At 50.5% G+C, this 26898-nt stretch carries 26 protein-coding genes and 1 riboswitch; of the genes, 15 read left to right on the top strand and 11 right to left on the bottom strand.

The window, feature by feature from the left end; genetic code table 11:
• Positions 1 to 57: 57 nt before the first annotated feature.
• Entirely contained in the window at positions 58 to 921 is an 864-nt protein-coding gene (gene tehB, locus AAZR23_RS10450) for an SAM-dependent methyltransferase TehB (RefSeq protein WP_434692314.1), read from the top strand.
• Positions 922 to 927: 6 nt separating this feature from the next.
• Here tehB and clcA read toward each other — a convergent pair whose 3' ends face one another.
• A complete protein-coding gene (clcA, locus tag AAZR23_RS10445; protein ID WP_434692312.1) occupies positions 928 to 2328 on the bottom strand; it encodes a H(+)/Cl(-) exchange transporter ClcA in 1401 nt (466 codons plus the stop codon).
• A gap of 216 nt (positions 2329 to 2544) precedes the next feature.
• On the opposite strand from clcA, the gene AAZR23_RS10440 reads away from it, so the two are divergent.
• Complete coding sequence (locus AAZR23_RS10440; RefSeq protein ID WP_046894543.1) at positions 2545 to 3924, top strand: alanine/glycine:cation symporter family protein; 1380 nt, start codon at positions 2545 to 2547, stop codon at positions 3922 to 3924.
• An 80-nt stretch (positions 3925 to 4004) separates the two neighbouring features.
• Here AAZR23_RS10440 and AAZR23_RS10435 read toward each other — a convergent pair whose 3' ends face one another.
• The 5 genes from AAZR23_RS10435 to AAZR23_RS10415 all read right to left on the bottom strand — a co-directional run bounded on the left by AAZR23_RS10435 (position 4005) and on the right by AAZR23_RS10415 (position 9039).
• Positions 4005 to 5162 carry an ABC transporter substrate-binding protein gene (locus AAZR23_RS10435; RefSeq protein WP_434692449.1) on the bottom strand — a complete coding sequence of 386 codons (1158 nt, stop codon included), beginning with the start codon at positions 5160 to 5162 and terminating at the stop codon, positions 4005 to 4007.
• Positions 5163 to 5177: 15 nt separating this feature from the next.
• On the bottom strand, positions 5178 to 7319 hold the full coding sequence (locus tag AAZR23_RS10430) for a TonB-dependent receptor family protein (protein WP_166709015.1): 2142 nt from the start codon (positions 7317 to 7319) through the stop codon (positions 5178 to 5180).
• A 232-nt stretch (positions 7320 to 7551) separates the two neighbouring features.
• Positions 7552 to 7974, bottom strand: coding sequence for a hypothetical protein (locus AAZR23_RS10425; protein WP_434692309.1), 423 nt, complete (start codon positions 7972 to 7974; stop codon positions 7552 to 7554).
• A 29-nt stretch (positions 7975 to 8003) separates the two neighbouring features.
• The gene (locus AAZR23_RS10420) at positions 8004 to 8438 is read right to left on the bottom strand and encodes a hypothetical protein (RefSeq protein WP_166708369.1); all 435 of its coding nucleotides are present in this window, start codon (positions 8436 to 8438) and stop codon (positions 8004 to 8006) included.
• A gap of 85 nt (positions 8439 to 8523) precedes the next feature.
• Entirely contained in the window at positions 8524 to 9039 is a 516-nt protein-coding gene (locus AAZR23_RS10415; protein WP_434692306.1) for a peptidoglycan recognition protein family protein, read from the bottom strand.
• A 256-nt stretch (positions 9040 to 9295) separates the two neighbouring features.
• On the opposite strand from AAZR23_RS10415, the gene hcp reads away from it, so the two are divergent.
• The 4 genes from hcp (at position 9296) to AAZR23_RS10395 (ending at position 13936) form a co-directional block, all read left to right on the top strand.
• A complete protein-coding gene (gene hcp / locus AAZR23_RS10410) occupies positions 9296 to 10948 on the top strand; it encodes a hydroxylamine reductase (protein ID WP_046894541.1) in 1653 nt (550 codons plus the stop codon).
• Positions 10949 to 11014: 66 nt separating this feature from the next.
• Positions 11015 to 12022 carry an NADH oxidoreductase gene (hcr, locus tag AAZR23_RS10405; protein WP_434692303.1) on the top strand — a complete coding sequence of 336 codons (1008 nt, stop codon included), beginning with the start codon at positions 11015 to 11017 and terminating at the stop codon, positions 12020 to 12022.
• A gap of 128 nt (positions 12023 to 12150) precedes the next feature.
• Positions 12151 to 12540 carry a nuclear transport factor 2 family protein gene (locus AAZR23_RS10400; protein WP_166708367.1) on the top strand — a complete coding sequence of 130 codons (390 nt, stop codon included), beginning with the start codon at positions 12151 to 12153 and terminating at the stop codon, positions 12538 to 12540.
• An 87-nt stretch (positions 12541 to 12627) separates the two neighbouring features.
• Positions 12628 to 12800: riboswitch (M-box (ykoK) riboswitch) on the top strand.
• 74 nt (positions 12801 to 12874) lie between these two features.
• Positions 12875 to 13936, top strand: coding sequence for a magnesium transporter (locus AAZR23_RS10395; RefSeq protein ID WP_218426520.1), 1062 nt, complete (start codon positions 12875 to 12877; stop codon positions 13934 to 13936).
• Here AAZR23_RS10395 and AAZR23_RS10390 read toward each other — a convergent pair.
• On the bottom strand, positions 13917 to 14468 hold the full coding sequence (locus AAZR23_RS10390) for a SprT family zinc-dependent metalloprotease (protein WP_166708365.1): 552 nt from the start codon (positions 14466 to 14468) through the stop codon (positions 13917 to 13919). The genes AAZR23_RS10395 and AAZR23_RS10390 overlap by 20 nt on opposite strands.
• Positions 14469 to 14577: 109 nt before the next feature.
• Between AAZR23_RS10390 and AAZR23_RS10385 the strand changes: the two genes are divergently transcribed.
• Genes AAZR23_RS10385 through AAZR23_RS10375 form a run of 3 tightly spaced genes read left to right on the top strand, consistent with a single transcriptional unit; the run spans position 14578 to position 15742 of the window.
• On the top strand, positions 14578 to 14895 hold the full coding sequence (locus AAZR23_RS10385) for an ArsR/SmtB family transcription factor (RefSeq protein ID WP_046894536.1): 318 nt from the start codon (positions 14578 to 14580) through the stop codon (positions 14893 to 14895).
• 1 nt (position 14896) lies between these two features.
• Positions 14897 to 15307: a YeeE/YedE family protein gene (locus AAZR23_RS10380; protein ID WP_166708364.1), complete on the top strand. Its 411-nt coding sequence runs from the start codon at positions 14897 to 14899 to the stop codon at positions 15305 to 15307.
• Positions 15308 to 15316: 9 nt separating this feature from the next.
• Positions 15317 to 15742: a DUF6691 family protein gene (locus AAZR23_RS10375; RefSeq protein ID WP_166708363.1), complete on the top strand. Its 426-nt coding sequence runs from the start codon at positions 15317 to 15319 to the stop codon at positions 15740 to 15742.
• Between the two features lie 230 nt (positions 15743 to 15972).
• Here AAZR23_RS10375 and metK read toward each other — a convergent pair whose 3' ends face one another.
• Positions 15973 to 17127, bottom strand: coding sequence for a methionine adenosyltransferase (gene metK / locus AAZR23_RS10370; RefSeq protein WP_107679011.1), 1155 nt, complete (start codon positions 17125 to 17127; stop codon positions 15973 to 15975).
• 667 nt (positions 17128 to 17794) lie between these two features.
• On the opposite strand from metK, the gene speA reads away from it, so the two are divergent.
• Positions 17795 to 19699 carry a biosynthetic arginine decarboxylase gene (gene speA / locus AAZR23_RS10365; protein WP_046894532.1) on the top strand — a complete coding sequence of 635 codons (1905 nt, stop codon included), beginning with the start codon at positions 17795 to 17797 and terminating at the stop codon, positions 19697 to 19699.
• 75 nt (positions 19700 to 19774) lie between these two features.
• Entirely contained in the window at positions 19775 to 20698 is a 924-nt protein-coding gene (gene speB, locus AAZR23_RS10360; RefSeq protein WP_052926896.1) for an agmatinase, read from the top strand.
• A gap of 82 nt (positions 20699 to 20780) precedes the next feature.
• On the opposite strand, the gene AAZR23_RS10355 is transcribed toward speB, so the two are convergent.
• Both AAZR23_RS10355 and AAZR23_RS10350 read right to left on the bottom strand, forming a co-directional pair.
• A complete protein-coding gene (locus AAZR23_RS10355; RefSeq protein WP_434692294.1) occupies positions 20781 to 21110 on the bottom strand; it encodes a hypothetical protein in 330 nt (109 codons plus the stop codon).
• 37 nt (positions 21111 to 21147) lie between these two features.
• Positions 21148 to 21843: a peptidoglycan recognition protein family protein gene (locus AAZR23_RS10350; protein WP_218426514.1), complete on the bottom strand. Its 696-nt coding sequence runs from the start codon at positions 21841 to 21843 to the stop codon at positions 21148 to 21150.
• Positions 21844 to 22094: 251 nt separating this feature from the next.
• Here AAZR23_RS10350 and AAZR23_RS10345 point away from each other — a divergent pair, with 251 nt between their 5' ends.
• The 3 genes from AAZR23_RS10345 to AAZR23_RS10335 all read left to right on the top strand — a co-directional run bounded on the left by AAZR23_RS10345 (position 22095) and on the right by AAZR23_RS10335 (position 25067).
• On the top strand, positions 22095 to 22874 hold the full coding sequence (locus tag AAZR23_RS10345; RefSeq protein ID WP_052926895.1) for an acetoin reductase: 780 nt from the start codon (positions 22095 to 22097) through the stop codon (positions 22872 to 22874).
• 97 nt (positions 22875 to 22971) lie between these two features.
• Complete coding sequence (locus AAZR23_RS10340) at positions 22972 to 23895, top strand: LysR substrate-binding domain-containing protein (RefSeq protein WP_317419201.1); 924 nt, start codon at positions 22972 to 22974, stop codon at positions 23893 to 23895.
• A 74-nt stretch (positions 23896 to 23969) separates the two neighbouring features.
• Entirely contained in the window at positions 23970 to 25067 is a 1098-nt protein-coding gene (locus AAZR23_RS10335; protein ID WP_434692291.1) for a Fic family protein, read from the top strand.
• 77 nt (positions 25068 to 25144) lie between these two features.
• On the opposite strand, the gene AAZR23_RS10330 is transcribed toward AAZR23_RS10335, so the two are convergent.
• Positions 25145 to 26017 carry a pirin family protein gene (locus tag AAZR23_RS10330; protein ID WP_434692289.1) on the bottom strand — a complete coding sequence of 291 codons (873 nt, stop codon included), beginning with the start codon at positions 26015 to 26017 and terminating at the stop codon, positions 25145 to 25147.
• A 248-nt stretch (positions 26018 to 26265) separates the two neighbouring features.
• Here AAZR23_RS10330 and AAZR23_RS10325 point away from each other — a divergent pair, with 248 nt between their 5' ends.
• Entirely contained in the window at positions 26266 to 26832 is a 567-nt protein-coding gene (locus AAZR23_RS10325) for a YceI family protein (protein ID WP_317419203.1), read from the top strand.
• The last annotated feature ends 66 nt before the right edge of the window (positions 26833 to 26898 follow it).

Below are 26898 nucleotides of genomic sequence, written 5' to 3'. Positions count from 1 at the left end.
CCTCACCGGAAAGGCTATAAGATGTATTTAAAATGCATCTTTAAGGTGAGGCGTAAAATGGAAAACGTAGTCTGTTATAAAACCCTGCCGGTCTGGCAAAAAAATACTATCCCGATGGCCTTTATGGATCGCCATAATACGGCAGAAGGTACGTGGGCGCAGCTGACGGTACTGGAAGGGGAGATGGATTTTGTCGTTTTCGGTGAAAACGGCGAAGAGACCCGCTACCACTTTGATACCACACATCAGCCGCCGCGCCTTGACCCGCAGGTGTGGCACAAAATTGAATCTGTCAGTGATGATATTTCCTGTCAGCTCGCTTTTTGGTGCCGGCCCGAAGATGAATTCTATAAAATCCACGGACTGACCCGCCCGCATTCTGAAGTCCGTGAACTGGCGACAATGACCAAACCGGGTAAAACACTCGATTTAGGCTCCGGTCGCGGGCGCAACAGCTTTTTCCTGGCACAGCTCGGCTATGATGTAACAGCCATGGATCTCAATCCGCAGCACATTCAGGCGATTGAGGATGTTAAAGCCGCGGCGGGGATCAGCAATATCCGCACGCAGGTCTATGATATCAACCAGCATGCGTTGCAGGATGATTATGACATCATTATTTCCACCGTGGTGCTGATGTTCCTGAAAAGAGAGAATATTGCCGCGATCGTCGCCGATATGCAGGCACATACCCGCCCGAACGGATATAACCTGATTGTCTGTCCGGTGGAGACAGAGAATATGCCGTATGATGAGCTGCCGTTTGACTGCTTCCTGAAACCGGGTGAATTATCCGGTTATTATGCGGACTGGGAGATCCTGAAATACAACGAAAACCCGGGACATCTTCACCGCACCGATGCGGCAGGCAACCGGATTCGGCTGAATTTTGCCACCCTAATTGCCCGCAAAAAAGCCTGATTATTATTACCCTCGCGGCGCGTCACCGGTTTTTTCCGGCGGCGTGCCGTTTTGCATCAGTATCCGCTCCAGCAGTACGGAATAGAGCGGACGCCCGCCCAGATACTGCGCCACCAGAGTTGCCCCAAGACACGTGATAATCATCGGCAGGATCAGCTGATAGTTATCCGTCATCTCCAGTACCAGTACAATGCCGGTCAGCGGTGCGCGGACTGTGGCAGCAAAGAGAGCACCCATCCCCGCAATGGCGAAAGTTGCCGGTTCAATCTGATACTGCGGAAACAGCAGCATGGCAGCATAACCGAAGAAACTGCCGAACAGGGTACCGAGCGCAAGTGTCGGCGCAAAAATCCCGCCGGGCGCACCGGAACTGAAGCAGATAACCGTGGTCAGTACACGGAACAGAAAGATCATCAGAATACCGGTCAGAGAATAGTGCAGCGCGGCAACATCCGGAATCACCGCGAACCCGCCGCCGGTTACCTGCGGCCAGTACAGCCCGGCAATACCGCATAACCCGCCGATCAGCCCGCCGGTGGCAACAAAACGGGATGTTTTATCCTGATAAAAACGGCGGAACAGTGTCTGCATGGTGAGCAGAAAACGGTTGAACATCACACCAATCACACCAAAAACCATTCCCAGCACCAGATAGAGCCAGAGTGTATTCAGCGGGGCAGCATGATATTTTCCGATATCGAGAATCGCTGAGCCGCTGTTAAATGTCTGAAAAACAATGCTCGACATGATCACGCCGATAAAAACAGCTTTGATAGAAATCAGACTGTAACGGAACTGCGGGCGCATCTCCTCGATAATAAACAGTATCCCCGCGAGCGGTGCGTTGAATGCGGCGGTCAGACCGGCGGCGGCACCGGTCGCCAGTAAGGTATGCCGGGATTCTTTATTTTTCACGCCGGCAAGCGCACTGACCAGCCCGCTGATATTTGCACCTAACTGCACGGTCGGGCCTTCACGTCCCAGCACCATACCGGAGCCGAGAGTCCCCAGGCCGCCGATAAATTTCACCGGCAGTACCCGCCACCAGCGTACCGGGCGCACATCCTGCAATGCCCCTTCAATTTCCGGTATACCCGATCCGCCGGATTCCGGCGAAAAACGCCGCACCAGCCAGTAGCCTGACATGGCCAGCAGAGCTGAGATAATAAACATCAGCGGGATCAGTACGATTTTGTTTTCCGTCAGTGAAGACAGGGAGCTGACCCGGTACTCACTTACCCAATTAACCCCGCGTTCAAACAACACACCGGTAAAACCTGCGAGTCCGCCGACGACAGCTGCCAGCAGCAGAACAGTGACAGGGGCGAGATTGCGTTCTTTAAGGCGTTTGAGCACACGATAACGGCGTTTGAGCGTGGCTGCCGTATGCGGCAAAGCATCTGACATGGCTGAATATGACCTGTTACAAATAAAAATTACTTACTATTTTAATTCAATTTGTGACAAGTGACACCCTTCACAGATTCAAAAATCCGACACCAATCCGGACGTTTTTTGTTCGCATTCCGGGCGTTTTTCCGCTTTATTAATAAATGATAAATAAATGTTATTTATATGTGACACGTAAAATAAAAAAGTAACAGGGCCGGTCAGGAGGCGTGAATGGATTTAATAACGGAGTGGCTGGGCGCGCTGAACGGCGTGGTGTGGGGAGTGCCGATGCTGGTGGGTATACTGGGTGTCGGGTTATATATGCAGATTCGGCTGGGTTTTTTACCGATACGTAAACTGGGGACCGGGTTTAAATTATTATTTCAGCGCAATGAATCCCGCGGGGAAGGACAGATCTCCCCGTTTAATGCTCTGATGACGGCATTGTCCGCGACGATCGGCACCGGGAATATCGCCGGGGTGGCGACGGCAGTGGTGATGGGCGGGCCGGGAGCACTGTTCTGGATGTGGATGACCGCGCTGGTCGGTATGGCGACAAAATATTCTGAAGCCGTGCTGGCGGTACGTTATCGTGAAGTGGATAAATACGGGCAGTATGTCGGCGGCCCGATGTACTACATCAAAAACGGCCTTGGTCCGAAATGGGTCTGGCTGGGAACGTTGTTTGCGGTGTTTGGTGCCTGTGCCGGGTTTGGTATCGGAAATACTGTTCAGGCCAACTCGGTGGCGGATGTGCTGGAGAGTAATTTCGGCGTCAACAAATGGGTGACCAGTGTGGCGCTGGTGCTGCTGGTCGGTGCGGTACTGATCGGCGGGATACGCCGTATCTCTGATGTGGCCGGTAAACTGGTGCCGTTTATGACAGTCGGTTACTTTGGCGCCGGTCTTGTGGTGCTGGCGCTGAATATCAGTGAAATCCCGGCAGCATTCTCCCTCATTGTGACCTCTGCTTTTACACCGGTGGCGGCACAGGGCGGATTTGCCGGGGCGACAGTCTGGGCGGCGATACGTTTCGGGGTGGCACGCGGCGTGTTCTCCAACGAAGCTGGGCTGGGCAGTGCGCCGATAGCGCATGCTGCCGCGAAAACTCAGAACCCGATCCGTCAGGGGCTTATCGCGATGCTCGGCACCTTTATTGATACCATTATTGTCTGTTCGGTGACCGGGCTGACTATTGTCATTATGGGGGGCTGGCTGACAGCGGAAACCGGTGCCACACTGACTGCATCCTCTTTCAAAGCCGCGATTCCGGGCGGAAACTATATTGTGGCGATAGCACTGACCATTTTTGCGTTTACCACGATCCTCGGCTGGAGTTTCTACGGTGAGAAATGTGTTCAGTATCTGTTTGGTGTGAAGGCGATTAAGGTATTCCGCGTCCTGTGGCTGATCGCGTTACCGGTTGGTGCCACACAGTCACTGGAATTTGTCTGGCTGCTGGCCGATACCCTGAATGCGATGATGGCTATTCCGAACCTGATCGCACTGATCTTATTAAGTCCGGTGGTATACCGTCTGACGCGTGATCATATCCGGGATGTTAATGCGGACAGTATTGATATGGCAAATGAGTTGTATCAGAAGAAATAATCACAGAGATTTAAACAGTAATAATAACGGGCAGAAAACTGCCCGTTATTATTCACACTATGCTCATATTCACACTGTGCTCAGGGTTGCAGCCAGAACAGGCCGCTGCCGTCCAGAGCGGTAAAGGTTTTATGCAGCTTCAGGCTGTCGGCCTGCGGGTCGAGTTCAGGAAACAGATCCGGATGCAGCATTTTGGCGATAACTTCCACGGCAATAATATTGAATGGGGTGTCATAGTATTGCTGATACAGCGCCAGCACCTGTTTTTGCTGATAAGCGGTGAGATATTGCAGTTTTGACCGGGACATCAGTTTTTCCAGCGCCGGTACTGCCCGTTCCGCAGAGCCGGTATAACCGAGCGGAACTGAGACACTGCCTTTGCGGGTATTTTCCCAGTCGGCAACGGTCATCAGATAAAATTGCGGATCAGCCGCAATAATCTGTTCTTCATTCACTTCACCGCCCATACCATTTTTAAACCAGTCGGCACCGAGGTTATGTCCCCCGGCTGCGGCGACAAACTCCCCGAAGTTACCGTTACCAAAGGTTTTACAGCAACTGTTTTCCCCGGCAAGGCCTGCTGCCCGTTCGATAAAGACTGTCGGCTTTTTGTCTTCCGGGATGTTTGCAACACGGGAGCGGATCAGATCCAGCCGCTGACGGTAGAAATCATTAAACGCCGCTGCCTGCTTTTCCTGCCCGAATACCTGACCCAAAAGCGTCATGCTTGGCATGGTGTTTTGCAGCGGGTACTGACGAAAATCGATAAAAATAACCGGAATGCCGCTTTTGTCCAGCAAATCCAGCGTGCCGCTTTCTGTCAGTTTACTTTGCAGCCCGGTATCGAAAATCACCAGGTCCGGCTGATACGTCAGCGCTTTTTCAACACTGAAATCCGATGTGTACGGGTTCGGAAATACCGGGATATCTTTCAGTTGCGGAAACTGCTTTTCATACGCGATGCGCAGATCCGGCGCTTTTTTGCTCAGAGCATCATCCCATGCGGCGATGCCTTTCAGCGGCTCAGACGGATGCAGGATATTCAGGGCGACCAGCACCCGGCTGTCTGCCAGCATAATCCGGGATACCGGCGCATTAACGGTGACTGTCCGCCCGGCGATATCTGTCACAGTAACCGGTGCAGCTGCGGCACTGAACGGTACCAGTGCCGCGAGTGCGGCACAGACGGTGAAGATAAGTGCCGGAAGACGTCCGGCGCTACGGAATACAGTTTTCATCATAATCAGTGACCTTTAAAACTTCACGGAAGCTTGTGCGAAGAAGGTTCGCGGCTGTCCGGCATAAATGCCGTAGTTATTATCTGTCGAACGGGTAAAGCTGGCCTGATCGAACAGGTTTTTCACCCCGGCAGACAGTGTCAGATCTGACCATTGCGGGCCGAAATGATACTCCGCACGGGCATCCCACATCATATAACCCGGAATAATGCCGTAACGCCCGTCAGCACTGCCTTCGGTAATGTAATTTTTTCCGGTTCCCGGTGACTGCTGTTTTGACTGCGCATAGGTGTTGAGATTCCACACCCAGTTTCCGGTTTCATAACGGGCACCGGCAGTAAAGAGCTGGCGGGAGTAGAACGGCAGATCTTTATCCGCAAAATTACCGCGTTTGCTGACTGCTTTCGTGTAGGTATAGGTGCTGTAGATACTGGCGCCGTCCAGCCATTTTGCTGTTTCACTCAGGTCATAATTCAGTGCCAGTTCCACCCCCTGATGGGTGGTCGCGCCGAGGTTTGTCCAGCCTGTTGAATTTTCAATGTACTGCAGCTGATCATTGAAATCGATATAGAACAGGGTCATTTCCGCCGAGAGCAGTCCGTCATCAAACCGTGTACCGGCTTCATAGTTATGGGCTTTTTCCGCACTCAGGCCGTTTGCCGGATCATTACCTGCGCCGCCGGTATTGAGCTGGAAATATTGCAGGCTGCCGAATGAACTGCCCGCATTGGCAAACAGCTTCCACTGATCATCAATATGATAAATCACGGACAGGGCCGGTAACGGCTCGCTGTAGCTCTTGCTGCGGAACTGATTACGGAAACCGTCATCCAGATGAATTTTTATATTTTCATAACGCAGGCCGGGAATTACCGTCCAGTTACCGAAATTAATGGTGTCATCAATATAGACAGCATGGGCTTCAGTCCCGCCGGAGGTGTGCTGATAGTAGCTGTCGGTCTGCGGGCGTGAGCCTTGTGAACCGGTCGGATACCAGCCGGAACGGTAGGCTTTTTCATCTGCCGTTTCATTCAGATAACGGTAACCGAAGGTAATTTCATGGGACTGGTTATCAAAACGGAACAGCTGTGAATAGCTTGGCTCAATAGCGTAAGCGGTGTAGTGACGCGGATAGGAAATAAGACGACTCTTGCCGGCATTCTCTTTTGTTCCGTCGCTTTCAATATAACTGCCACGGTAGCTTTTGCTGAACCAGGTCAGTAATTCAAACTGTTTATCATCTTCCTGATGGCGGTATTTAAAGGACATATCCTGACGGTTGCCTTCAAAACGGTCAAACGGACGAACTGACTGATAAGGATCGGCTTTGTACTGCGCTTCCGACAGGCCGCCCGGCATCCCGGATTGCGCATGATAATAGTGGAAGTTTGCCAGCAGTTCATCGGTATCACTGAAGGCGTAACGGGTTTTCAGGATAATGTCATCGATATCGGTATTGTCGTTATTTTTGCGGTAACCCTGGCCGTGCAGGCCGGAGTAAAGCAGCATCGCGCCCGCAGAGCCATCTGCGGATGAACCGCCGACAGAAGCATCGGTCAGGGTTTTCAGCCCGCCGGTGCGTGCGCCCTGAGTTTTGACAGAGGCTGAGCCGCCGAACGTTTCCGGGATCGGTTTGGTGACAAAGTTAATAACGCCGCCGACGTTCTGCGGCCCGTAACGGACAGAGGTGGCACCGCGCATCACATCAATGCTGCTGATGGAGCCTAAAGAGAGTGGTGACATCGATAACTGAGGCTGTCCGTAAGGGGCGGCAGCCAGCGGAATACCATCAAGCAAAATGGTGGAGCGCGGGGAAAGCCGTGCCGGAAGCCCGCGGATACCGACATTGAGTGAGACATCGCTGCCGCCGGTGCCGTTACTGTCCCGTACCTGAACGCCCGGGATACCGCGCAGGGCATCCGCGATGGTTTCCGCACCGGACTCATCGATTTGTTTTTTGGTTTTGATGGTGCGGGCGCCGCCGTGGTTCAGCAAAATATCACTGTTATCGGTGTTATCCAGCCAGTTACCGACAACGACGATCGGGGTTTCAGTATCTGCGGTGGCGGCGAGACTGCCGCTGCTGATAAAAGCGAGCGCCAGCGCCAGCGGAGTGAGGCGGGCAGGGCGGTAGTATGCGTTACAGGAATCAGTCATCACTCAGTTTTCCGTGAGAATTTAAGAAAACAAATGATAATTATAACCATTACCGGTGCGCAATGGTTTTTTAACGGAAAGTTACTAAGATGCTGATTTTATGATTCAGAATTTAGTTACAAAATGATTGGTGCTGTAGTTATTTTGGGTGTGAATGTGAGCTTGCTGTTTTAGCGGGAAACGGGCGATTTATGGATTAGTCCGCCCGTTATCCCGGGAGAGGGCAGATATGTCAGCAATCGGGTTCATCACCGCATAAATAAGAATCAACCCATTCATTTTTTTCGCGGAACAGGTAGATATATTTACCATCAGGAAAGCGGATATCGCCGGTACCGCTTGATGATATTCGCCATTCACCTGTCTGACCATTTTCAAGTTCAAGATTGCCGTATGAAATACAGGATGAATAATAATCATGATCCCATGACATATCTGACGATGTTTCTGCTGACCGGAAGTAATTGATCAGTTGTTCTTTATTTGGTGTGAATTTTTTACAGGCATTAACTTCGCCCGCAGGGGGATTTTTTGTGACAGTGATTCCTGAATTTTCTATTTCTATATTTTTTACAGACATAGCATTCATAATAGCCGGCACAAAAAACAGGACAAATAACAGGACAAATAACAGGATATCTCTTCTCTCTGCCATAGTGCTGTATCCGCTTTAGTTTACCGCTATTAACACCCGGGATCAGGATTTGGCTCATCACCTAAACCATAAGTGCAGGCATTCGGGTCTTTCCACGCGTTATCTTTATAGAAAAAATAAACAGAACTGCCGTCATTCAGAATAACTGATGCAAGGCCACTTGACTGAAGTGTCCATTTACCGGATTGTCCATCCTTAAACTGAACGCTTCCGTATGAAATGCAGGCAGAGTAATAATCATGCAACCATCTGTTTTCTTTCGACTCTTCAGCGAGTTTAAAAAATGTTATGAGCTGTTTTTTCTCCGGAATAAAACTTTTGCATGCTTCTTTTTCATAGATATTATCTTCTCCGTCATAAATAGCACCGGATTCAATTATTTCAATATTTTTTACAGACCTGGCCTGAGTCATTACAGGTAATGCAAAAAACATAACGGTGATAATCGCTATTTTTTTTACCATGATGCTGTACTCGCTTCTGTTTTATTCTTTCGTCCCACATCAGGATGCCGGTATATTTCGTCAGAGGAAATATCTAATGTTTCGATTAACTCAGCGATAAGCCACTTAAGAGATGCATTTTGTTTTGAGTTAACATTTTCATATTCATATGTTTTTTTCCTTCCTGGCTATACGCGTTACCAACTATTTCAATCCCGATACTATCGATATTGCCGGGATAACGTTCAGGGAATACTCTGGATTTCTCTGTATCAGATATATCTTTAAATTTTTTCCCTATTTCTAAATCAGCCATCTTCTTTAACTCAGAAGGCTCACATTTCTTTGTAATCAGGCAGCGGGATCTCATTTGTCCCACATGCCATGTTGTTTTAAACAGCGAAGCCGTCTGATAAATCACGCCTTCTTTATCAATTAAGAAGTGAGCACCATTACTGCCGGCATGGCTGTAACTGTTAAAGACATGTGTTTCAGCAGGCGTACCAGTCTGGTGCACAATAATACCGTTCACTTTATCCATCGGGTCGCGCTCGATTTTACTGAATCGCTTAATGGTAATGCGGTTTGATTTTACTAATCCGTTATCATCAATATATAACATTTTATCCATCCTCTGGTCAGTTGCCTTACCGGTTTATATCACGCCGCCGGATCCCAAACTATCGGACAATCCCTTAGTCAATATGACGTTTAACACACTGTAAATGTTAATCATTCGCGATAGTGATGTGTCGTGCCGGTTAATTTTTGCTTTAGATCAAGCAAAGCAATGATAGTCAGGAAAACCCCTTTTCACCGGTCTGAAATGGCGTATTCTTATGTTGCATATAAAATACAACTTATAAGGAAGCAAGAGCATGTACTGTGTGCAATGTGAACAAACGATGCGTACGCCTGTGGGTAATGGCTGTGCCTATGCTCAGGGCATGTGCGGTAAAACCGCAGAAACATCTGACTTACAGGATCTGCTGGTGGCAGTGCTGGAAAGTCTTTCAGCGTGGGCGGTTGCTGCGCGTGAATCAGGTATCATCGATCACGACACAGACAGCTTTGCGCCGCGTGCGTTTTTCTCCACATTAACCAACGTTAACTTCGATTCTGATCGCATCATCGGTTATGCGCAGGAAGCGATTGTGATGCGTGACAGCCTGATGAAACGCTGCCTGGCGAAAAATCCGGCACTGGTTGTGAATCACCCGTTAGCAAACCTGCAACTGAAGGGCACGGATATTGCGTCACTGGTGAAACAGGCGGATGAATTTGCCCTGAATAAAGATAAGCAGGCTATCGGTGATGATATTCACGGTCTGCGTATGCTCTGCCTGTACGGCCTGAAAGGGGCGGCGGCCTATATGGAGCACGCTCATGTGCTGGGCAAATACAGCGATGAGATTTACGGCCAGTACCATGAAATCATGGCGTGGCTGGGTACTGATCCGTCTGACATGGGTGAACTGCTCAACCAGTCCATGGCGATTGGTATGATGAACTTTAAAATCATGGAAATGCTGGATGCCGGTGAGACTGAAGCTTATGGTCATCCGACTCCGTCTTCCGTGAACGTCCGTCCGGTGGCAGGTAAAGCGATTCTGATCTCCGGTCATGACCTCAAAGATCTGCATATGCTGCTGCAACAGACAGAAGGCACCGGTGTGAATATTTACACCCATGGTGAAATGCTGCCTGCACACGGCTATCCGGAACTGAAAAAATACAAACATCTGGTCGGTAACTACGGCAGCGGCTGGCAGAATCAGCAGACTGAGTTTGCTAAATTCCCGGGCCCGATCCTGATGACCTCCAACTGTATTCTGGACCCGAATCCTGGCAGTTATACCGACCGTATCTGGACCCGCAGTATCGTCGGCTGGCCGGGCGCGAAACACCTGAACGGCGATGATTTCAGCGATATTATCGCACAGGCTCAGGCGATGGACGGCTTCCCGTACAGCGAAATCGAGCACCTGATCACCGTCGGTTTCGGCCGTGAAACGCTGCTCAATGCCGCAGATACCGTGATTGATCTCGTTGCCACCGGCAAACTGCGTCACGTGTTCCTCGTCGGCGGGTGCGACGGCAGCCGCGGTGAGCGCAGCTACTACACTGATTTTGCCCGTCAGGTTCCTCAGGACTGTCTGATTATGACTCTGGCCTGCGGTAAATACCGTTTCAACAAGCTGGATTTCGGTACTCTGGAAGGTTTACCGCGTCTGCTTGATGTCGGTCAGTGCAACGATGCTTACTCCGCGATTATGCTGGCCGTGAAGCTGGCTGAGAAACTGGGCTGCGGCGTGAATGATCTGCCGCTGACGCTGGTACTCTCCTGGTTTGAACAGAAAGCGATTGTGATTCTGCTGACCCTGCTGGCGCTGGGCGTGAAGGATATCTTCACCGGTCCTACCGCACCGGCATTCCTGACAGACAATCTGCTGAATGTACTGAATGAAAAATTCGGTATGCGTCCGATTACCACTGTAGAAAATGATTTACACGCTGTATTAGGCGCGTAATTGCTGTAACTGTTAGCACCGGAGAGGGCGGTAACGCGCTCTCCGGCACGGAGTCAGGAGAGCCCGATGACAATGCCGACGTCTTTATGTCCGAACCGCATGCAGGTCCATTCTGTCAGGCAGGAAACCCCGGATGTGTGGACTATCAATCTGATTAACCACGATTTTTATCAGTATCACGCAGGGCAGTATGCGCTGGTGAGTATCCGCAACAGTGATGAGACACTGCGTGCTTATACCTTATCGTCCACACCGGGACTGAGCCCGTTCCTGAGCCTGACGGTACGCCGTCTTGATGACGGACAAGGATCCGGCTGGCTGACCGGTGAAGTGAAACCGGGGGATTACCTGTGGCTGTCTGATGCACAGGGTGAATTTACCTGTGATGCACGCCCTGCAGAGCGCTATCTGATGCTGGCAGCCGGTTGCGGCGTGACACCGGTAATGTCGATGACCCGCTGGATCCTGCACCGTCAGCCGGAAAGTCAGGTGACGGTGATTTTCAACGTGCGTGATAAGCAGCAGGTGATTTTTGCTCAGGAATGGCAGCAGTTATTGTCGGCATTCCCGGCCCGCCTGCGCCTGATTCTGATGGTGGAAAACAGTGATGAGGCGGATGAATTGTTATCAGGCCGGTTATCAGAAGAAAAACTGAAATCCCTGATCCCGGATATCGCACAGCATACCGTCATGACCTGTGGTCCGGCACCGTATATGAAAAATGTGCAGACATTCTGTCAGGCGCTGAATGTGGACCCGGGCTGTTTCTTTATGGAGCGTTTCGGGCCGGAGCCGGAAGCAGAAGCCGGAGAGCAGATGGTCACTATGACCATTCAGTCTCCTTTGCGTCAGGTAAAAGTACCTGTCGGTATGACGCTGCTGGCGGCGATGGAAGCCAACAGTGTGCCGGTGATGGCGGCCTGCCGCGCCGGTGTCTGCGGCAGCTGTAAAACCCGCGTACGCAGCGGTGAATACACCACCACCAGCACCATGACGCTGACCCCGGAAGAGATTGAGCAGGGTTATGTTCTGGCGTGCAGCTGTCAGATTCAGGGCAATGTTGAATTAGCCTGATTGAGAATCATTCTGTATAATTGCAAAAAAGCGCCATTTTTAGTGGCGCTTTTTATATTTCCGGCAGAAAAACGGCCGGTTTCCCGCTATGCTGTAAATGTCATCATAATAAAAAAGGATTTTCAGCAATGAATAAGACAGAATTTGTAACCCGTGCCCTGACTGACGTTCTCGGTGAACATATCGGTGATGAATCCCTGGTGGAACAGTATTTTTCCCGTGATTATGTTCAGGTAGTGAATGGTCAGACAATTGAGTTCCCCGCGTTTCTTGCCCATCTTAATGCCCTGAAAATGGCGACCCGCAATATTACGATTGAGATTAAATCCATCGCAGAAGGCGAGTCCTGTGTACACACGCAGCATATCGCGAAGGCGGAAAAAGTCAGTGGCGAACACGCCGCCTTTGAGGTTTTCGCCTGTTTCCGTCTGGCAGACGGTAAAATTGTCCGCTGTGAGGAAGTGACACGGCAGCTGACCGGTGATGAGAGCGATAATGATCTGGGTTCCCGGACCTGATTTGTAACCTCAATAGTTTCTAAACGAAAAGCTGATAGTCCTCGCCATATAATTTCTGAGCGTTATAATTCGCGCCGCATTTAAGGTGCAGTATCTCGTTAGGCGAGGCTCCTATACAAACAAAGGTTGCTGATCTGACGACGTCGAGAGACGCCCAAGATTAGGACAGGTTATATCGAACAGAAGGTATAACCCGAGGTAACTTCCCGCAGTCTGCGGGATACGTTGTATAGTGCTAAAACCGAGACGTGAGATAGCCTACGCATTCTCTCATCTGGTTTCGCCCCTATTGGAGTGCTGTTTGAAGTCCATAACAGACATAGGGTCACACATCATGAAATTAACCAACTACGAAAAAGCGGATACGCTGGTCATTTCCGCGCCATCCGTTAATCCGCCACACCATACCGAACGTCCGCAGCGTAATGATGAAGACGCCGTCAGTGCTTACATGAGTCAGGCGTATATCCGCGTGACCGTGTCAGACACGATTGCGGCCGTCAAACACACGCTGCGTGAGGAACTGGACGGTGAGCAGATCCCCACTTATTTATATGTACTGGATGAGGATAATTACCTGAATGGTATCCTGCCGGTCAAAGCCCTGCTGACCGCAGCGGAAGATACGTTTGTCGCGGATGTGATGCGCCAGACCTATTTCTCTGTGTCACCGGAGCAGTCCCGGCACGACGTGTACGAGCTTATCAACAACAGCGGGATTGATACTGTACCGGTGGTACAGTTCGGCAAGCTGGCCGGTATTCTGCGTCCGCAGGATATCGCGGAACTGATTGAAGATGAGAATACCCAGGATGCGGCATTACAGGGCGGCTCTCAGCCGCTGGATGAGCCTTATCTGAGCACCAGTCCGTTCACACTGTGGCGCAAGCGCGCAGTCTGGCTGCTGATGCTGTTTGTGGCCGAAGCCTATACCGGTACGGTGCTCAAGGCATTTGAGGAGCAACTGGAAGCAGCTATCTCACTGGCTTTCTTTATCCCGCTGCTGATTGGCACCGGGGGTAACAGCGGAACACAGATCACCTCGACGCTTGTCCGTGCGATGGCACTCGGAGAAGTCAGCCTGCGCAATATTGGCGCGGTGCTGCGTAAAGAGCTGTCCACGTCACTGCTGGTTGCCTTTACCATGGGATGTGCGGGGATGATCCGTGCCTGGTTCCTGGGTGTCGGGCCGGAAGTGATGATGGTGGTCAGCCTGACACTGGTTTGTATCACGGTCTGGAGTGCGGTGGTATCTTCCATTATCCCGATGGTACTCAAGCGTCTGAAAGTGGACCCGGCTGTGGTTTCCGCGCCGTTTATTGCCACACTGATTGACGGCACCGGGCTGATTATCTACTTCGAGATGGCCAAGCTGATTATGACTGATCTGGTATAAGGTCGCCGGGGGATGATATTGCAGCCGCATTGTTATCCCACACCAGCGTACTTTTACACTGACGGCACAGGTACTGACTTTCCCCGCGTAACACTTTGTTGTGACGGCGGACTGTCAGTTCATGTGCCGTTTTGCATTGGCAGCGGTAGGTAAATGTCCGGCTGCGGACGGAAGTCACATCGAAGCGGTGTGTGCGGACGGCCGGGACACCCAGCACGTCTGTCATCATCCACTGCCATTCCCGCCCGTGGGGGGCAACGCGGCCGAAACGACGGTAAACCAGCAGATGTGCCAGCTCATGAGGAACCACATCCTGTATGAATTCATGGCCGTTTTCAGTCAGTAATACCGGGTTGAGGCGGATTTCCCATGTTTGCAGGCGGGCACTGCCGGCCGTGGTACCGCGCTGACGGTAGTTCAGTTCAGGTTCCGGATAATCTGTTTTCAGCACCAGACGGGCACGGGTCAGATAATCACGCAGGGTCTGCATGCATGCCTGCTGTAATGCGGTGGGGATTCGGATCGGTTTCATAACCGGAAGCTTAGCGATACCGCTGTAAAGCTGCAACCGTTATCAGCATGTTGTATATGTTGCAAAATAATATTATATTAAATCATATGATGTCGTAAGGAATTAATTCATGACACCAACACAGCTTACCGATATGCAGGAAGCCGCCGCAGGCGTTGCTGCTCTGCTGAAAACACTGGGAAATCCGGATCGTCTGCTGCTGCTCTGCCAGCTGAGTCAGGGAGAAAGCAATGTCAGTGAACTGGAAGAGCGCACCGGCATCAATCAGCCGACATTGTCACAGCAACTGACGGTATTGCGTAATGACGGGCTGGTGAGTACCCGGCGTGAGGGAAAACGTATTTATTATTCCGTGACAGATGAAAAAGTTCTGATATTGCTGACGACGTTGTATCAGCTTTATTGTCCTGAAAAACAAGGGAAATAATATGGTGATTGATAGCGCGGCGTTTACGCCGGCCAGTGCGGCACTGGGCGGGCTGATGATCGGCATCGCGGTTGCGGTACTGCTGCTGTTTAACGGGCGGATTGCCGGTATCAGCGGGATCTTCGCCAATATGCTCACAAAACAGAGCGGCTGGCGGATAGCATTTATTGCCGGACTGGCAGGTGCACCGTGGATTTACATGCTGTTTGCCGGACAACCGGATGTGGTGATTGCAGCGGACTATCCGCTGCTGATCGCCGCCGGTCTGCTGGTCGGTTTCGGCACCCGGCTGGGTAACGGTTGTACCAGCGGGCACGGTATCTGCGGTATGGCGCGGCTGTCAAAACGATCATTTGCTGCGGTGGCGGTATTTATGGTCAGTGCCTTTCTGACTGTCTGGCTGATGAAATAAGGACGCGCTATGCCTGTTATCACTGCATTAATCAGCGGAATTTTGTTCGGCCTTGGTTTGCTGGTGGCCGGTATGGGTAATCCGCAGAAGATTCTGGCGTTTCTGGATATCACCGGCAACTGGGATCCTTCTTTGCTTATCACCATGGCGGTTGCAATGGCGATCAGTATGGTTGCTTTTATCGTGGCCAAAAAACGGAAAAAGACGGTATGCGGCACGCCGCTTGAGTTACCGGTGAACAGTAAAATTGATAAACGACTGCTGACCGGCGCACTGCTGTTTGGTATCGGCTGGGGGCTGGCGGGGATCTGTCCGGGACCGGGTATTGTGCTGGCCGGGATGCTCAGTATTAAGGGGTTGGTATTTACTGCATCAATGACTGCCGGGATGGTGATTTTTGCGCTGTATTCATCATGTCAGCGCGGAAAAATATAGTTTTTCACCGATTCTGCGCATAAAAAAACCGGCTTTTCAGCCGGTTGAGATTGCTGACAAAGCAGGATAAAACGTGGTTTTTCCTGCTTTGTGTTATCAGCTGAAAATCAATAAATTGATTTTCCTGGTTTATTTTTACAACCTCTGTCGGTCGTCGCCAATCCCTGCGGGTTTGTCAACGGCCTGAACCGGCTTTTCAGCCGGTTTTGTATGTCTGTTAAAGCAGTAAATTATTTCAGGCCGGCGGCTTCGCGCAGCTGTTCTGCTTTGTCGGTTTTTTCCCACGGGAACTGAGGACGGCCGAAGTGACCGTATGCTGCGGTTTCCTGATAAATCGGGTGCAGCAGATCCAGCATCTGAATCAGACCATACGGACGCAGGTCGAAGAACTCGCGCACCAGCAGTGTCAGTTGCTGGTTGGAGACTTTACCGGTACCGAAAGTTTCTACCATAATAGAGGTCGGCTCTGCCACGCCAATCGCGTAAGACACCTGGATTTCACAACGGTCAGCAAGACCGGCTGCGACAATATTTTTTGCCACATAACGGGCGGCATAGGCTGCGGAACGGTCAACTTTTGACGGGTCCTTACCGGAGAATGCACCACCGCCGTGACGTGCCATACCGCCGTAAGTATCGACGATGATTTTACGGCCGGTCAGACCGCAGTCACCCATTGGTCCGCCGATAACGAAACGGCCGGTCGGGTTGATGAAATATTTGGTGGTCGGGTCCAGCCACTCAACCGGCAGAACCGGCTTGATGATCTCTTCCATCACGGCTTCATGCAGATCTTTCTGAGAGATATCTTCTGAATGCTGGGTTGACAGAACAACCGCATCAATACCGGCGATTTTGTTGTCGTCGTAACGGAACGTGATCTGGCTTTTCGCATCCGGGCGCAGCCATGGCAGAGTACCGCTTTTACGGACCTGAGCCTGGCGCTCAACCAGACGGTGAGCATAGGTGATCGGTGCCGGCATCAGCACGTCAGTTTCATTTGAGGCATAACCAAACATCAGACCCTGGTCACCGGCACCCTGCTCAAGCGGGTCTGCACGGTCAACACCCTGGTTGATATCGGCAGATTGTTTACCGATGGCGCTGATCACCGCACAGGAGTCAGCATCGAAGCCCATGGATGAGCTGGTATAGCCAATCTCACGGACTGTGCGGCGCGTAATGTCTTCAATATCAACCCAGGCCTTGGTGGTGATTTCACCGCCGACCAGAACCATACCGGTTTTGACATAGGTTTCGCAGGCAACACGCGCTTTGGGATCTTGTTCTAAAATCGCATCAAGGACTGCATCCGAAATTTGGTCGGCAATTTTATCCGGGTGTCCTTCAGATACGGACTCAGAAGTGAAAAGATGTGTAGTCATTATTTTTCTCTACCTTAAGTGAAGTGAACTTTCGGTACATTGATGGATGTATTAACTTCTAGACGGCTATTCTAGTTTAAAATCGGCAGTGGTTCCAGAAATTTTATAGTGCCTCCGCTTTTTTCACTGGTTTTTTTCGCTTTCCGGAATGTGTTACCGGACTGTTTTCATTTTTTACACTTATCTGTCATTTTGATTTTGCATTTTTGTGTCATAACCGGTATAAACTGCTCCCGGTAGCTGTGAATTTTTCTTCAGTTATAAACGGCAGAAACTCAGGTTTTCTGTATGATTCAGGCGGGGGTTACGGCGTGTAATCCTGTGTGGGGGTAAATGGGTTAATGAACCATTATCTGCTGCTTGTTGACGTTCAACAGCCACGTGCCTTACAGCATGTGTCCGCGTCCTTTTCTGTTCTCTCTTCCTCTCTGACTGACACGTGCTCTGCACGGTGTTTTCCGTATCCGTTACACTCAAACAGACCGGATAACGCAAGCAGGCGGGTCACTCTGCGGTAAGCCCGTAAATCTGTGTCCGGTTTTTGCCGGATGATGTAATCCATTTTGAATTTTTACTTGTCAACAGGACAGATTTATCCCACGGTGAAGGGGGATAGGCGTATGTCAGCCATACAGGTAAGTTTCACTCCAGAATCAGGAGATGACTAATGAATGATAATATCGCGCTGAAGATGCAGCAGACCTATAACATCGCATACTGGGGCGGCAGCTATTACGGTGTGAATGACCTCGGTCATGTCACCGTCTGCCCGAATCCGGATATGCCGCAGGCCTCCGTTGACCTGGCTGAACTGGTTAACCGTGTTCAGAAAGAACGGGAACACATCCGTCTGCCTGCATTATTCTGCTTTCCGCAGATTTTGCAGCATCGTCTGCGCTCAATTAATGCCGCGTTCCGTCGTGCCCGCGAATCTTATGGTTACAAAGGTGATTATTTTCTGGTTTATCCGATTAAGGTTAACCAGCAGCGGCGCGTGATTGAAACCCTGGTCAATGCCGGAGAGCCGCTGGGGCTGGAAGCCGGTTCCAAAGCCGAGCTGATGGCGGTACTGGCACATGCCGGTATGACCCGCAGTGTCATCGTCTGCAACGGCTATAAAGACCGTGAATATATCCGTCTTGCTCTGATGGGCGAGAAACTCGGTCACAAAGTCTATCTTGTGATTGAAAAAATGTCTGAAATTGCCATGGTGCTTGAAGAAGCCAAAAATCTTGATGTGGTGCCGCGCCTGGGTGTGCGGGCGCGTCTGGCTTCTCAGGGCTCCGGCAAATGGCAGGCCAGCGGCGGTGAGAAATCCAAATTCGGCCTGGCTGCCACTCAGGTGCTTCAGCTGATTGATATGCTGCGTCAGGCAGACAGCCTGGAGAGCCTGCAACTGCTGCACTTCCACCTTGGCTCACAGATGGCAAATATCCGCGATATCGCCACCGGTGTCCGTGAATCCGCCCGTTTCTATGTCGAACTGCATCAGCTGGGTGTCAATATTCAGTGCTTTGATGTCGGCGGCGGCCTCGGCGTGGACTATGAAGGTACCCGTTCTCAGTCTGACTGTTCGGTAAACTACGGTTTGAATGAGTATGCCAATAATGTGATCTGGGCTATCGGTGATGCCTGTGAAGAGCACGGTCTGCCGCATCCGACGGTGATCACCGAATCCGGCCGCGCCCTGACGGCTCACCATACGGTGCTGGTTTCCAATGTGATCGGCGTGGAGCGTAACGAGTTCTCCCCGGTGGAAGCTCCGGCTGAAGATGCACCGCGTCCGGTTGCCAGTCTGTGGGAAACCTGGGAAGAGATGCAGACCAAGGGCAACGCCCGCTCTCTGCGCGAATGGCTGCACGACAGCCAGCTCGATCTGCATGATGTCCACACACAGTATGCGCAGGGCATGCTTTCCCTGACTGAACGCGCTTGGGCGGAAGGGCTGTATCTGAATATCTGCCGCCGTATCCAGCAGGATCTCGATCCGGGTAACCGCGCACACCGCCCGATTATCGATGAGCTTCAGGAACGTATGGCGGATAAATTCTATGTGAATTTCTCGCTGTTCCAGTCATTGCCGGATGCGTGGGGGATCGACCAGCTGTTCCCGGTACTGCCGATCGAGGGGCTGGATAAGCCGCTGGATCGCCGCGCGGTACTGCTGGATATCACCTGTGATTCCGACGGGATTATCGACCATTATGTTGACGGCGATGGCGTGGCAACCACCATGCCGATGCCGTCTTATGACCCGGAAAATCCGCCGATGATGGGCTTTTTTATGATTGGTGCCTATCAGGAAATCCTCGGTAATATGCATAACCTGTTCGGCGACACTGCGGCACTGGATGTGTATGTCGGTGAGAACAATCAGGTTCGCTATCTGGAAAGTGAAGAGGGCGATTCCGTGGCGGATATGCTTCAGTATGTGAAGCTCGATCCGAAAATTCTGCTCGAACGCTTCCGTGATCAGGTGAAAATCTCTGATCTGGATGAAGAGGAGCAAAAAGCCTTTACCGAAGAGTTCGAGAGCGGTCTGTACGGTTATACGTATTTGGAAGACGAATAGCTTATAAGATGAATAATGCCCGGCGGAATAATACGTCCGGTTTTGTGTCAGTAAGACATTGATAAAGGAATCATTATGATTAACAGCACATTAGGCAATCAGACCGATAACTCACTGGTCTCTAATGCGTTTGGTTTTCTCCGCCTGCCGCTGAATTTTCAGCCGTATACCAGTGATGCGGACTGGGTGATCACCGGTGTTCCGTTTGATATGGCGACTTCCGGCCGCGCCGGTTCCCGTCAGGGACCGGCAGCGATCCGCCAGATTTCAACCAATCTGGCCTGGGAAGGTAACCGCTGGCCGTGGACATTCGATATGCGTGAGCGTCTCAATGTGGTGGACTGCGGTGATCTGGTGTTCGCGTTCGGTGATGCGCAGGACATGAGTGATAAGTTGCAGGCGCACACAGAGAAAGTGCTGGCGTCCGGTAAAAAATGTCTCTCTTTCGGGGGCGATCACTTTGTGACACTGCCGCTGCTGCGCGCACATGCCAAACATTTCGGAAAAATGGCACTGGTGCATTTCGATGCTCATACCGACACTTATGGTAACGGCAGCAAGTTTGACCACGGCACCATGTTCTATCATGCCCCGAATGAGGGACTGATTGACCCGGCGCATTCCGTGCAGATTGGTATCCGTACCGAGCATGAAACCGATAACGGTTTCACCGTGATTGATGCTGCGCAGGTCAATGACCGCACGGTGGATGATGTGATTGCTCAGGTGAAAGCGATTGTCGGTGATATGCCGGTTTACCTGACTTTTGATATCGACTGTCTGGACCCGGCATTTGCCCCGGGCACCGGTACTCCTGTTATCGGCGGTCTGACAACCGATCGCGCGCTGAAACTGTTGCGCGGTCTTCAGCCGCTCAATATCGTCGGGATGGATCTGGTGGAAGTGGCTCCGGCATATGACCAGTCTGATATCACAGCGCTGGCCGGCGCAACTATCGCACTGGAAATGCTCTATCTCCAGGCAGCGAAAAAAGGCTGAAACCGGTTTTACCACCGTTAAAACAAAAGACCCGCAACTGCGGGTCTTTTAATATCAGGCAGATAAATAATAAATATAGTGGTTATTTACCCGACATAGCGTCTGTCAGCAGTAAAATATGAGGGGCGCACTGTGCATCAGAACATCCCCTGTACAGGGTTTGATTTCCGCTGGTCAGTGTCATAATTCCGCCGCCGTTAAGGGAAAATTGCCAGGGTTGCCCGTCAATAGTCATCTTTCCTGATACATCACATGGGGTCTGATAAAAAAGAGAGTACGGCTCTTCCGGATACGCCCGGCTCAGCATAAATACCGCCTGAATAGTATTGCTATCCGGATTCCAGTTGCGGCAGGCTGCCGAGAGTGTATTATCGGTGGTTTCCTGCAATATTTTTTCAACCGGAGACGTCATACGAATATCCGGTCCTTTATCTGCTGCACAAGCGCTGTTAATTCCCGCCAGAATAAAGATCGCCACCTTCACCGGCAGTTTTATACGAAATTTTGTCATGTTCATAAATATCTCTGTCTGTCAGATTATATGTCTTCTGTAATTTTTTAATAAGAAATTTGATTGATTTTTTCTGCTGAGCAGTTGCCTGATCCCAGCTTTTTGTTGACTTGCTATATTTACCGACAACTTCAATTCCCAGGCTGTCTGTATTGATCGGATATCGGTCAGGATAATTTTTTGTTTTTTCATTGGTATGAATTTTATCTGGTGACCAGCCGAAATCTTTTATCTTTTTTGCTTCTTCTGCACTACACGTACCTTCTTCCATACAGCGCGCACGAACCTTTCCGATATGATAAGTATATTTATCGGTATTTGCGGTTTGTTTTATTGTACCGTCTTTATCAATAATAAAGTGTGTCCCGATGGCGCTGGATTTGAAAGTGGCAATTGCTGAAGCCATAGAAGCACCGCCGGTACGGTGAAGTACAACAGCATTGACGGTTGTGATACTGCCCTGTTCAATTTTTGATATGATATCTTTTGTAATTTCCGGATCAGATACGAAAGGTAAATCACCCAGCTGTTCGTTAATAAGGCCGGTACTTTTTGATTGTTGCCCTGTGTTTGTTAACTTATTATCATTTAATAAATCATAATGATCAGATTTATTTACTTTATCAGATAACATATATAATCCCTCACAGTGAGTTAATCCTGATATAGTAAAAACTATAGAAATATATACTGATTGTTATCGGCATAATCCTATTTACCTGATAAGTATACGATAGCGCGATATTTGTTGATCCATAGCGTCTTATTCGAAACGGAGAGTTGCTCATTCTGTGCTTACCGGCTTGCAACCCGGGTAAAAACGCGTATGTTTTTAAATGAGTATTAATATCATAACGAAATACCTCACTCATTAAGGAGCACATCATGGCACTAACGGGTAAAGTGATTCTGGTTACCGGCGCTGCGCAGGGGATTGGTCGTGGTATCGCATTACGGTTAGCCAAAGAAGGGGCGGATATCGCGCTGGTGGATCTGAAAGAAGAAGGGCTGGCGAAAGTTAAAAAAGAAGTGGAAGCCCTGGGTCGTAAAGCAGCGACATTCACCGCAGATATCAGTCAGCGCGATCAGGTTTTTGCGGTTGTTGATAAAGCAGAAAAAGCGCTGGGCGGTTTTGATGTTATGGTCAATAACGCCGGTATCGCACAGGTTAAAGCGATTGAAGATGTTCTGCCGGAGGATATGGATCGTATTTTCCGTATTAACGTCGACGGTACCATGTGGGGAATTCAGGCCGCAGCGGCCAAATTCAAAGCACGCGGACAGAAAGGGAAAATCATTAACGCCTCATCCATTGCCGGGCATGATGGTTTTGCCTTACTCGGTGTCTATTCCGCCACTAAATTTGCGGTCCGCGCACTGACACAGGCAGCGGCCAAAGAGTTCGCCAGCAGCGGCATCACCGTGAACGCTTACTGTCCGGGTATCGTCGGTACAGATATGTGGGTGGAAATTGATGAGCGTTTCTCTGAAATCACCGGCGCGCCGAAAGGGGAAACCTACAAAAAATATGTCGACGGTATTGCGCTGGGCCGTGCTCAGACACCGGATGATGTGGCAGCACTGGTTTCTTTCCTGGCAAGCGATGACTCGGATTACATCACCGGTCAGGCGATTCTGACCGACGGTGGTATCGTTTACCGCTAAATTATTGCGTTTATATTCACAGACATCCGCCGCATGCTGAATGCGGCGGATTTTTTTATGTATACTGACCAGCAGGATAACGCTGCGGGTGACAGGCATGAAATACGATCTGAATGACCTTTATTATTTTGTGAAAGTGGTGGAATACGGCGGATTTTCGCCGGCAGGAGAAGCACTGGGCATTCCGAAATCCCGGCTCAGCAGGCGTATTGCTGACCTGGAACAAAAACTGAATATCTCACTTATCTACCGCTCCACCCGTCAGTTTCATGTTACTGAGGTCGGGCAGGCTTTCTACCAGCAGTGCAAAAACGTGATTGATGAGGCGGAAATTGCTGAAGAGATTATCTGCTCGGTACAGGGACATCCGCGCGGCAGCGTGAAGTTTTCCTGTCCGGTCGCACTGTTACAGGCCTATCTTCAGGATCTGCTGACCGATTTTATGGTGAAATATCCGGATATTGATGTGCAGATCCTGGCGGTTAACCGTCCGGTGGATGTGATCAGTGAAGGGTTTGATCTTGCACTGCGGGTGCGCTCTCTTCCGCTGGATGATTCCGGACTGACCATGAAAGTCCTCGGATATTCACGCCGTGTGCTGGTCGCCTCGCCGCTGTTATTTGCCGGAAAAGCGGCACCGCAGCATCCGGATGATCTGACAGAATTCCCGATCCTCGCCAACAGCGAACAAAAACAGAACTACACGCTGACACTGACCAGCGAAGACGGCAGCAGCATCACCAAACACCTCACGGCACGCCTCGCCACAACGGATGTCATGACACTGCATCGTGCGGCATGCAAAGGGCTGGGCATTGCCCGGCTGCCGGAAGGTGTGGCGCTTAACGATTTGAATGCCGGGCGGCTTGTCCGTGTTCTGCCGGGCTGGCAGTTCCCGGAAGATGTGATCCACGCGGTTTTCCCGTCCCGCAAAGGGCTGTTACCTGCGGTGCAGGCGCTGCTGAATTATCTGGCGGAGCATGTACCGCAGACGGCGGCGTTTTCGGGGGCGGGGGGATAGTGAGGCAAATAATCATTCTATTCGCCTCAATTAGTGAGTAGAATAGCGGTATTATTCTACTCATCGGAGGCAGTATGTGGATATGGGAACATCATAGCTGGCCCGGATTTACGTATGATTTGCAGCAGTTACTACCGCTGCTGCGGGAAGCTGCATTTCTTCAGGGTGATTTATACGGCAGCAATAAAGCGCTTGATCTTGCTGAAGATAAGACACTGGATACGCTTCTGGCAAATATTATCTACTCAAGTGATATTGAGGGAGAAAAACCGGATGCCCGTTCTGTCAGATCATCACTGGCGAATCACCTTGGTATTTCTGAGGAGGTCTCTTATCCGGCGGATAAACGTACGGAAGGTCTGGTGGAGTCAGCTCTGGATGCAATCAATAATCCCGGTGAACCGCTTTCTGCGGCTCGTCTTCTGAAATGGCATACCTGGTTATTCCCTGAAAATGACAACCTTTTTAACCGGACAACCGGAGGGTGTTTCCGTTCCGGAGCCGTTCAGGTGGTATCCGGCAGGCTGGATAAACCGGTCATTCATTTTGAGGCCCCTCCGGCGGATCGGGTGGATGCAGAAATAAACGCATTTATCACCTGGTTTAATGAAAGCAGAGATAATCCCGGTATTGATCCCGTTTTACGGGCAGGTATTGCCCATTTGTGGTTTCTGACCATTCATCCTTTTGAAGATGGGAATGGCCGGATTGGACGTCTTATTATGGATCTGGCACTGGCTCAGGCAGAAAACAGTACTGTGCGGTTATATGCAATGTCGCAGACCATCAATGAGCACCGTAAAGAATATTATAATGTGCTGGAGCAGACACAACGGCAGGGAACGGACATTACGCCGTGGCTGAGTTGGTTTGTGAAAATGCTGGTGGTGTCTGTCGGCGCAACGCTGGCGCAAATCAGGCGGACACTGGAAAAAACCAGATACTGGCACCGGTTTGATCAGAACCGGCTGAAACCGGAGCAGGCCAAAGTACTGAACCGGATGCTGGACGGTGATTTTTCTGACGGTATTAATAACCGGCAGTATATGTCAGCAGCAAAAGTCAGTCGCGCCAGTGCAACACGGCATCTGGCTGATTTGGTTGAGTCTGGTTATCTGACAGAAAGTGAAAGCGGGGGGCGCAGCAGCCGCTATTGTCTGAATAAAGGATAATAAGAGGATGAGGCAAATAACCACGCTATTCGCCTCATTTTGTGAGGCAAATAACGGACGTATTTGCCTCATCTGTCTTACTCAGCCGGGATCTGTCCGAAACGGCCGTTGTTGAAATCCTCAATCGCTTCGCGGATTTCCTGCTCGCTGTTCATTACAAACGGGCCGTAACCGACAACCGGCTCATCAATCGGCTCACCACTGAGGAACAGAACCACCGCATCTTCGGTAGCTTCCAGCAGAATGGTGCTGTCAGTACCGTCCAGAATCATCAGTTCGCCGGTGTGCAGCGGTGCACGGCTGTCGACATAAATGCTGCCGTGCAGGACAATCAGCCCGGCGTTGCGGCTGGATTTTGCCGTCAGGCCGGTGACTTTTCCGGCTTTCAGGCGCAGATCCCACACATCCATTTCGGTAAACGTCCGGGCCGGGCCGCGTTCCCCTGCATATTCTCCGGCAATCACCCGCAGTGTTCCCGCGTCATTCGGCAGTGTCACTGCCGGAATAGCGCTGTTTTTCAGTAACTGATAACCCGGCGCGGCAGATTTTGCGGAAGCAGGCAGATTCACCCACAACTGCACCATATCCAGTGTGCCGCCTTCCCGCATAAAGCGGTCAGAATGGTATTCCTGATGCAGAATACCGGATGCCGCAGTCATCCACTGCACATCCCCTTTACCGATAACACCGCCCTGACCGGTGGAGTCGTGATGCGCCACCTCGCCGTCATAGACGATAGTTACCGTTTCAAAGCCGCGGTGCGGGTGTTCACCAACCCCACGGTTAGCGCCTGCTGATGCCGGGAAATCCGCAGGTCCGGCGCGGTCGAGCAGGATAAACGGGTTGAGATGTTTGCCGTGATTACTGTAGGAAAACATCTGGCTGACCGGGAATCCGTCGCCGACCCAATGGCCTTTTGGTGCACGGTAGGTGCCGATAATGTTTCTCATGATGTCTCTCCTGATAATTATGTATGAATTGATAATAAGGGCGGAAATCGTCAGGGAGTAGTCATGAAAACAGGTTTCACTGTTGCAGAAACAGAACAGTTTTATGATACCCGGATTATCCTGTTTTCAGAACAGTGTTTATCAATATCCGCTCTACCGGCAGGAAAAGGAACATCGTATTGTTAGCGGCATCGGGGCCGGCAGAAAGAGTGGCGGCGACTGTCAGAATATTAATCAGGAAAGAAAGAATGAAAAAGATCGGCTTAACGCTGTTTGCTTCACTGTTTTTATGGAATACCGCACAGGCGGCTGACTATAAATTAGATCCGGGCCATACCAAAGCGGTGTTCTATATTGATCATTTTAATACCTCTACCAACAGCGGCGGTTTTTATAATATTACCGGTGATATGGCCTATTCACCGGAGAAACAAACCGGGCATGTTCAGGTCACTATTCCGGTGAAAACCCTGAACACCGGGATTGACGGATTTAATCAGCATATGCTGAGTGCAGATATTCTTGATGCGGAAAAATATCCGGAGATTAAATTTGATTCATCAAAATGGCATTTTTCCGGAAATAAACTGATGTCGGTGGATGGTAATTTAACGATCAAAGGAAAAACACATCCGGTACAGTTACAGGTAACGAAATTCGGCTGTTATTTCAGTCCGGTATTTAAAGCAGATGTCTGCGGCGGTGATTTTGAAACCACGATTGATCGTACTCAGTGGGGCGTTGATTTTCTCGCTGATGCCGGTATTCCGGCGAATATGTCACTGAAAATTCAGGCTGAAGCAATTAAACAATAAATTTATACCGGGAACAGGAATCATATTATGCAAAGATCAAAAGCAGGTGTATTCGCCGTTGCGGCG

The organism is Morganella sp. Je.2.23 (assembly GCF_051129855.1).
GTDB lineage: Bacteria > Pseudomonadota > Gammaproteobacteria > Enterobacterales > Enterobacteriaceae > Morganella > Morganella sibonii.
This window is presented reverse-complemented; position numbering and strand designations above follow the sequence as displayed.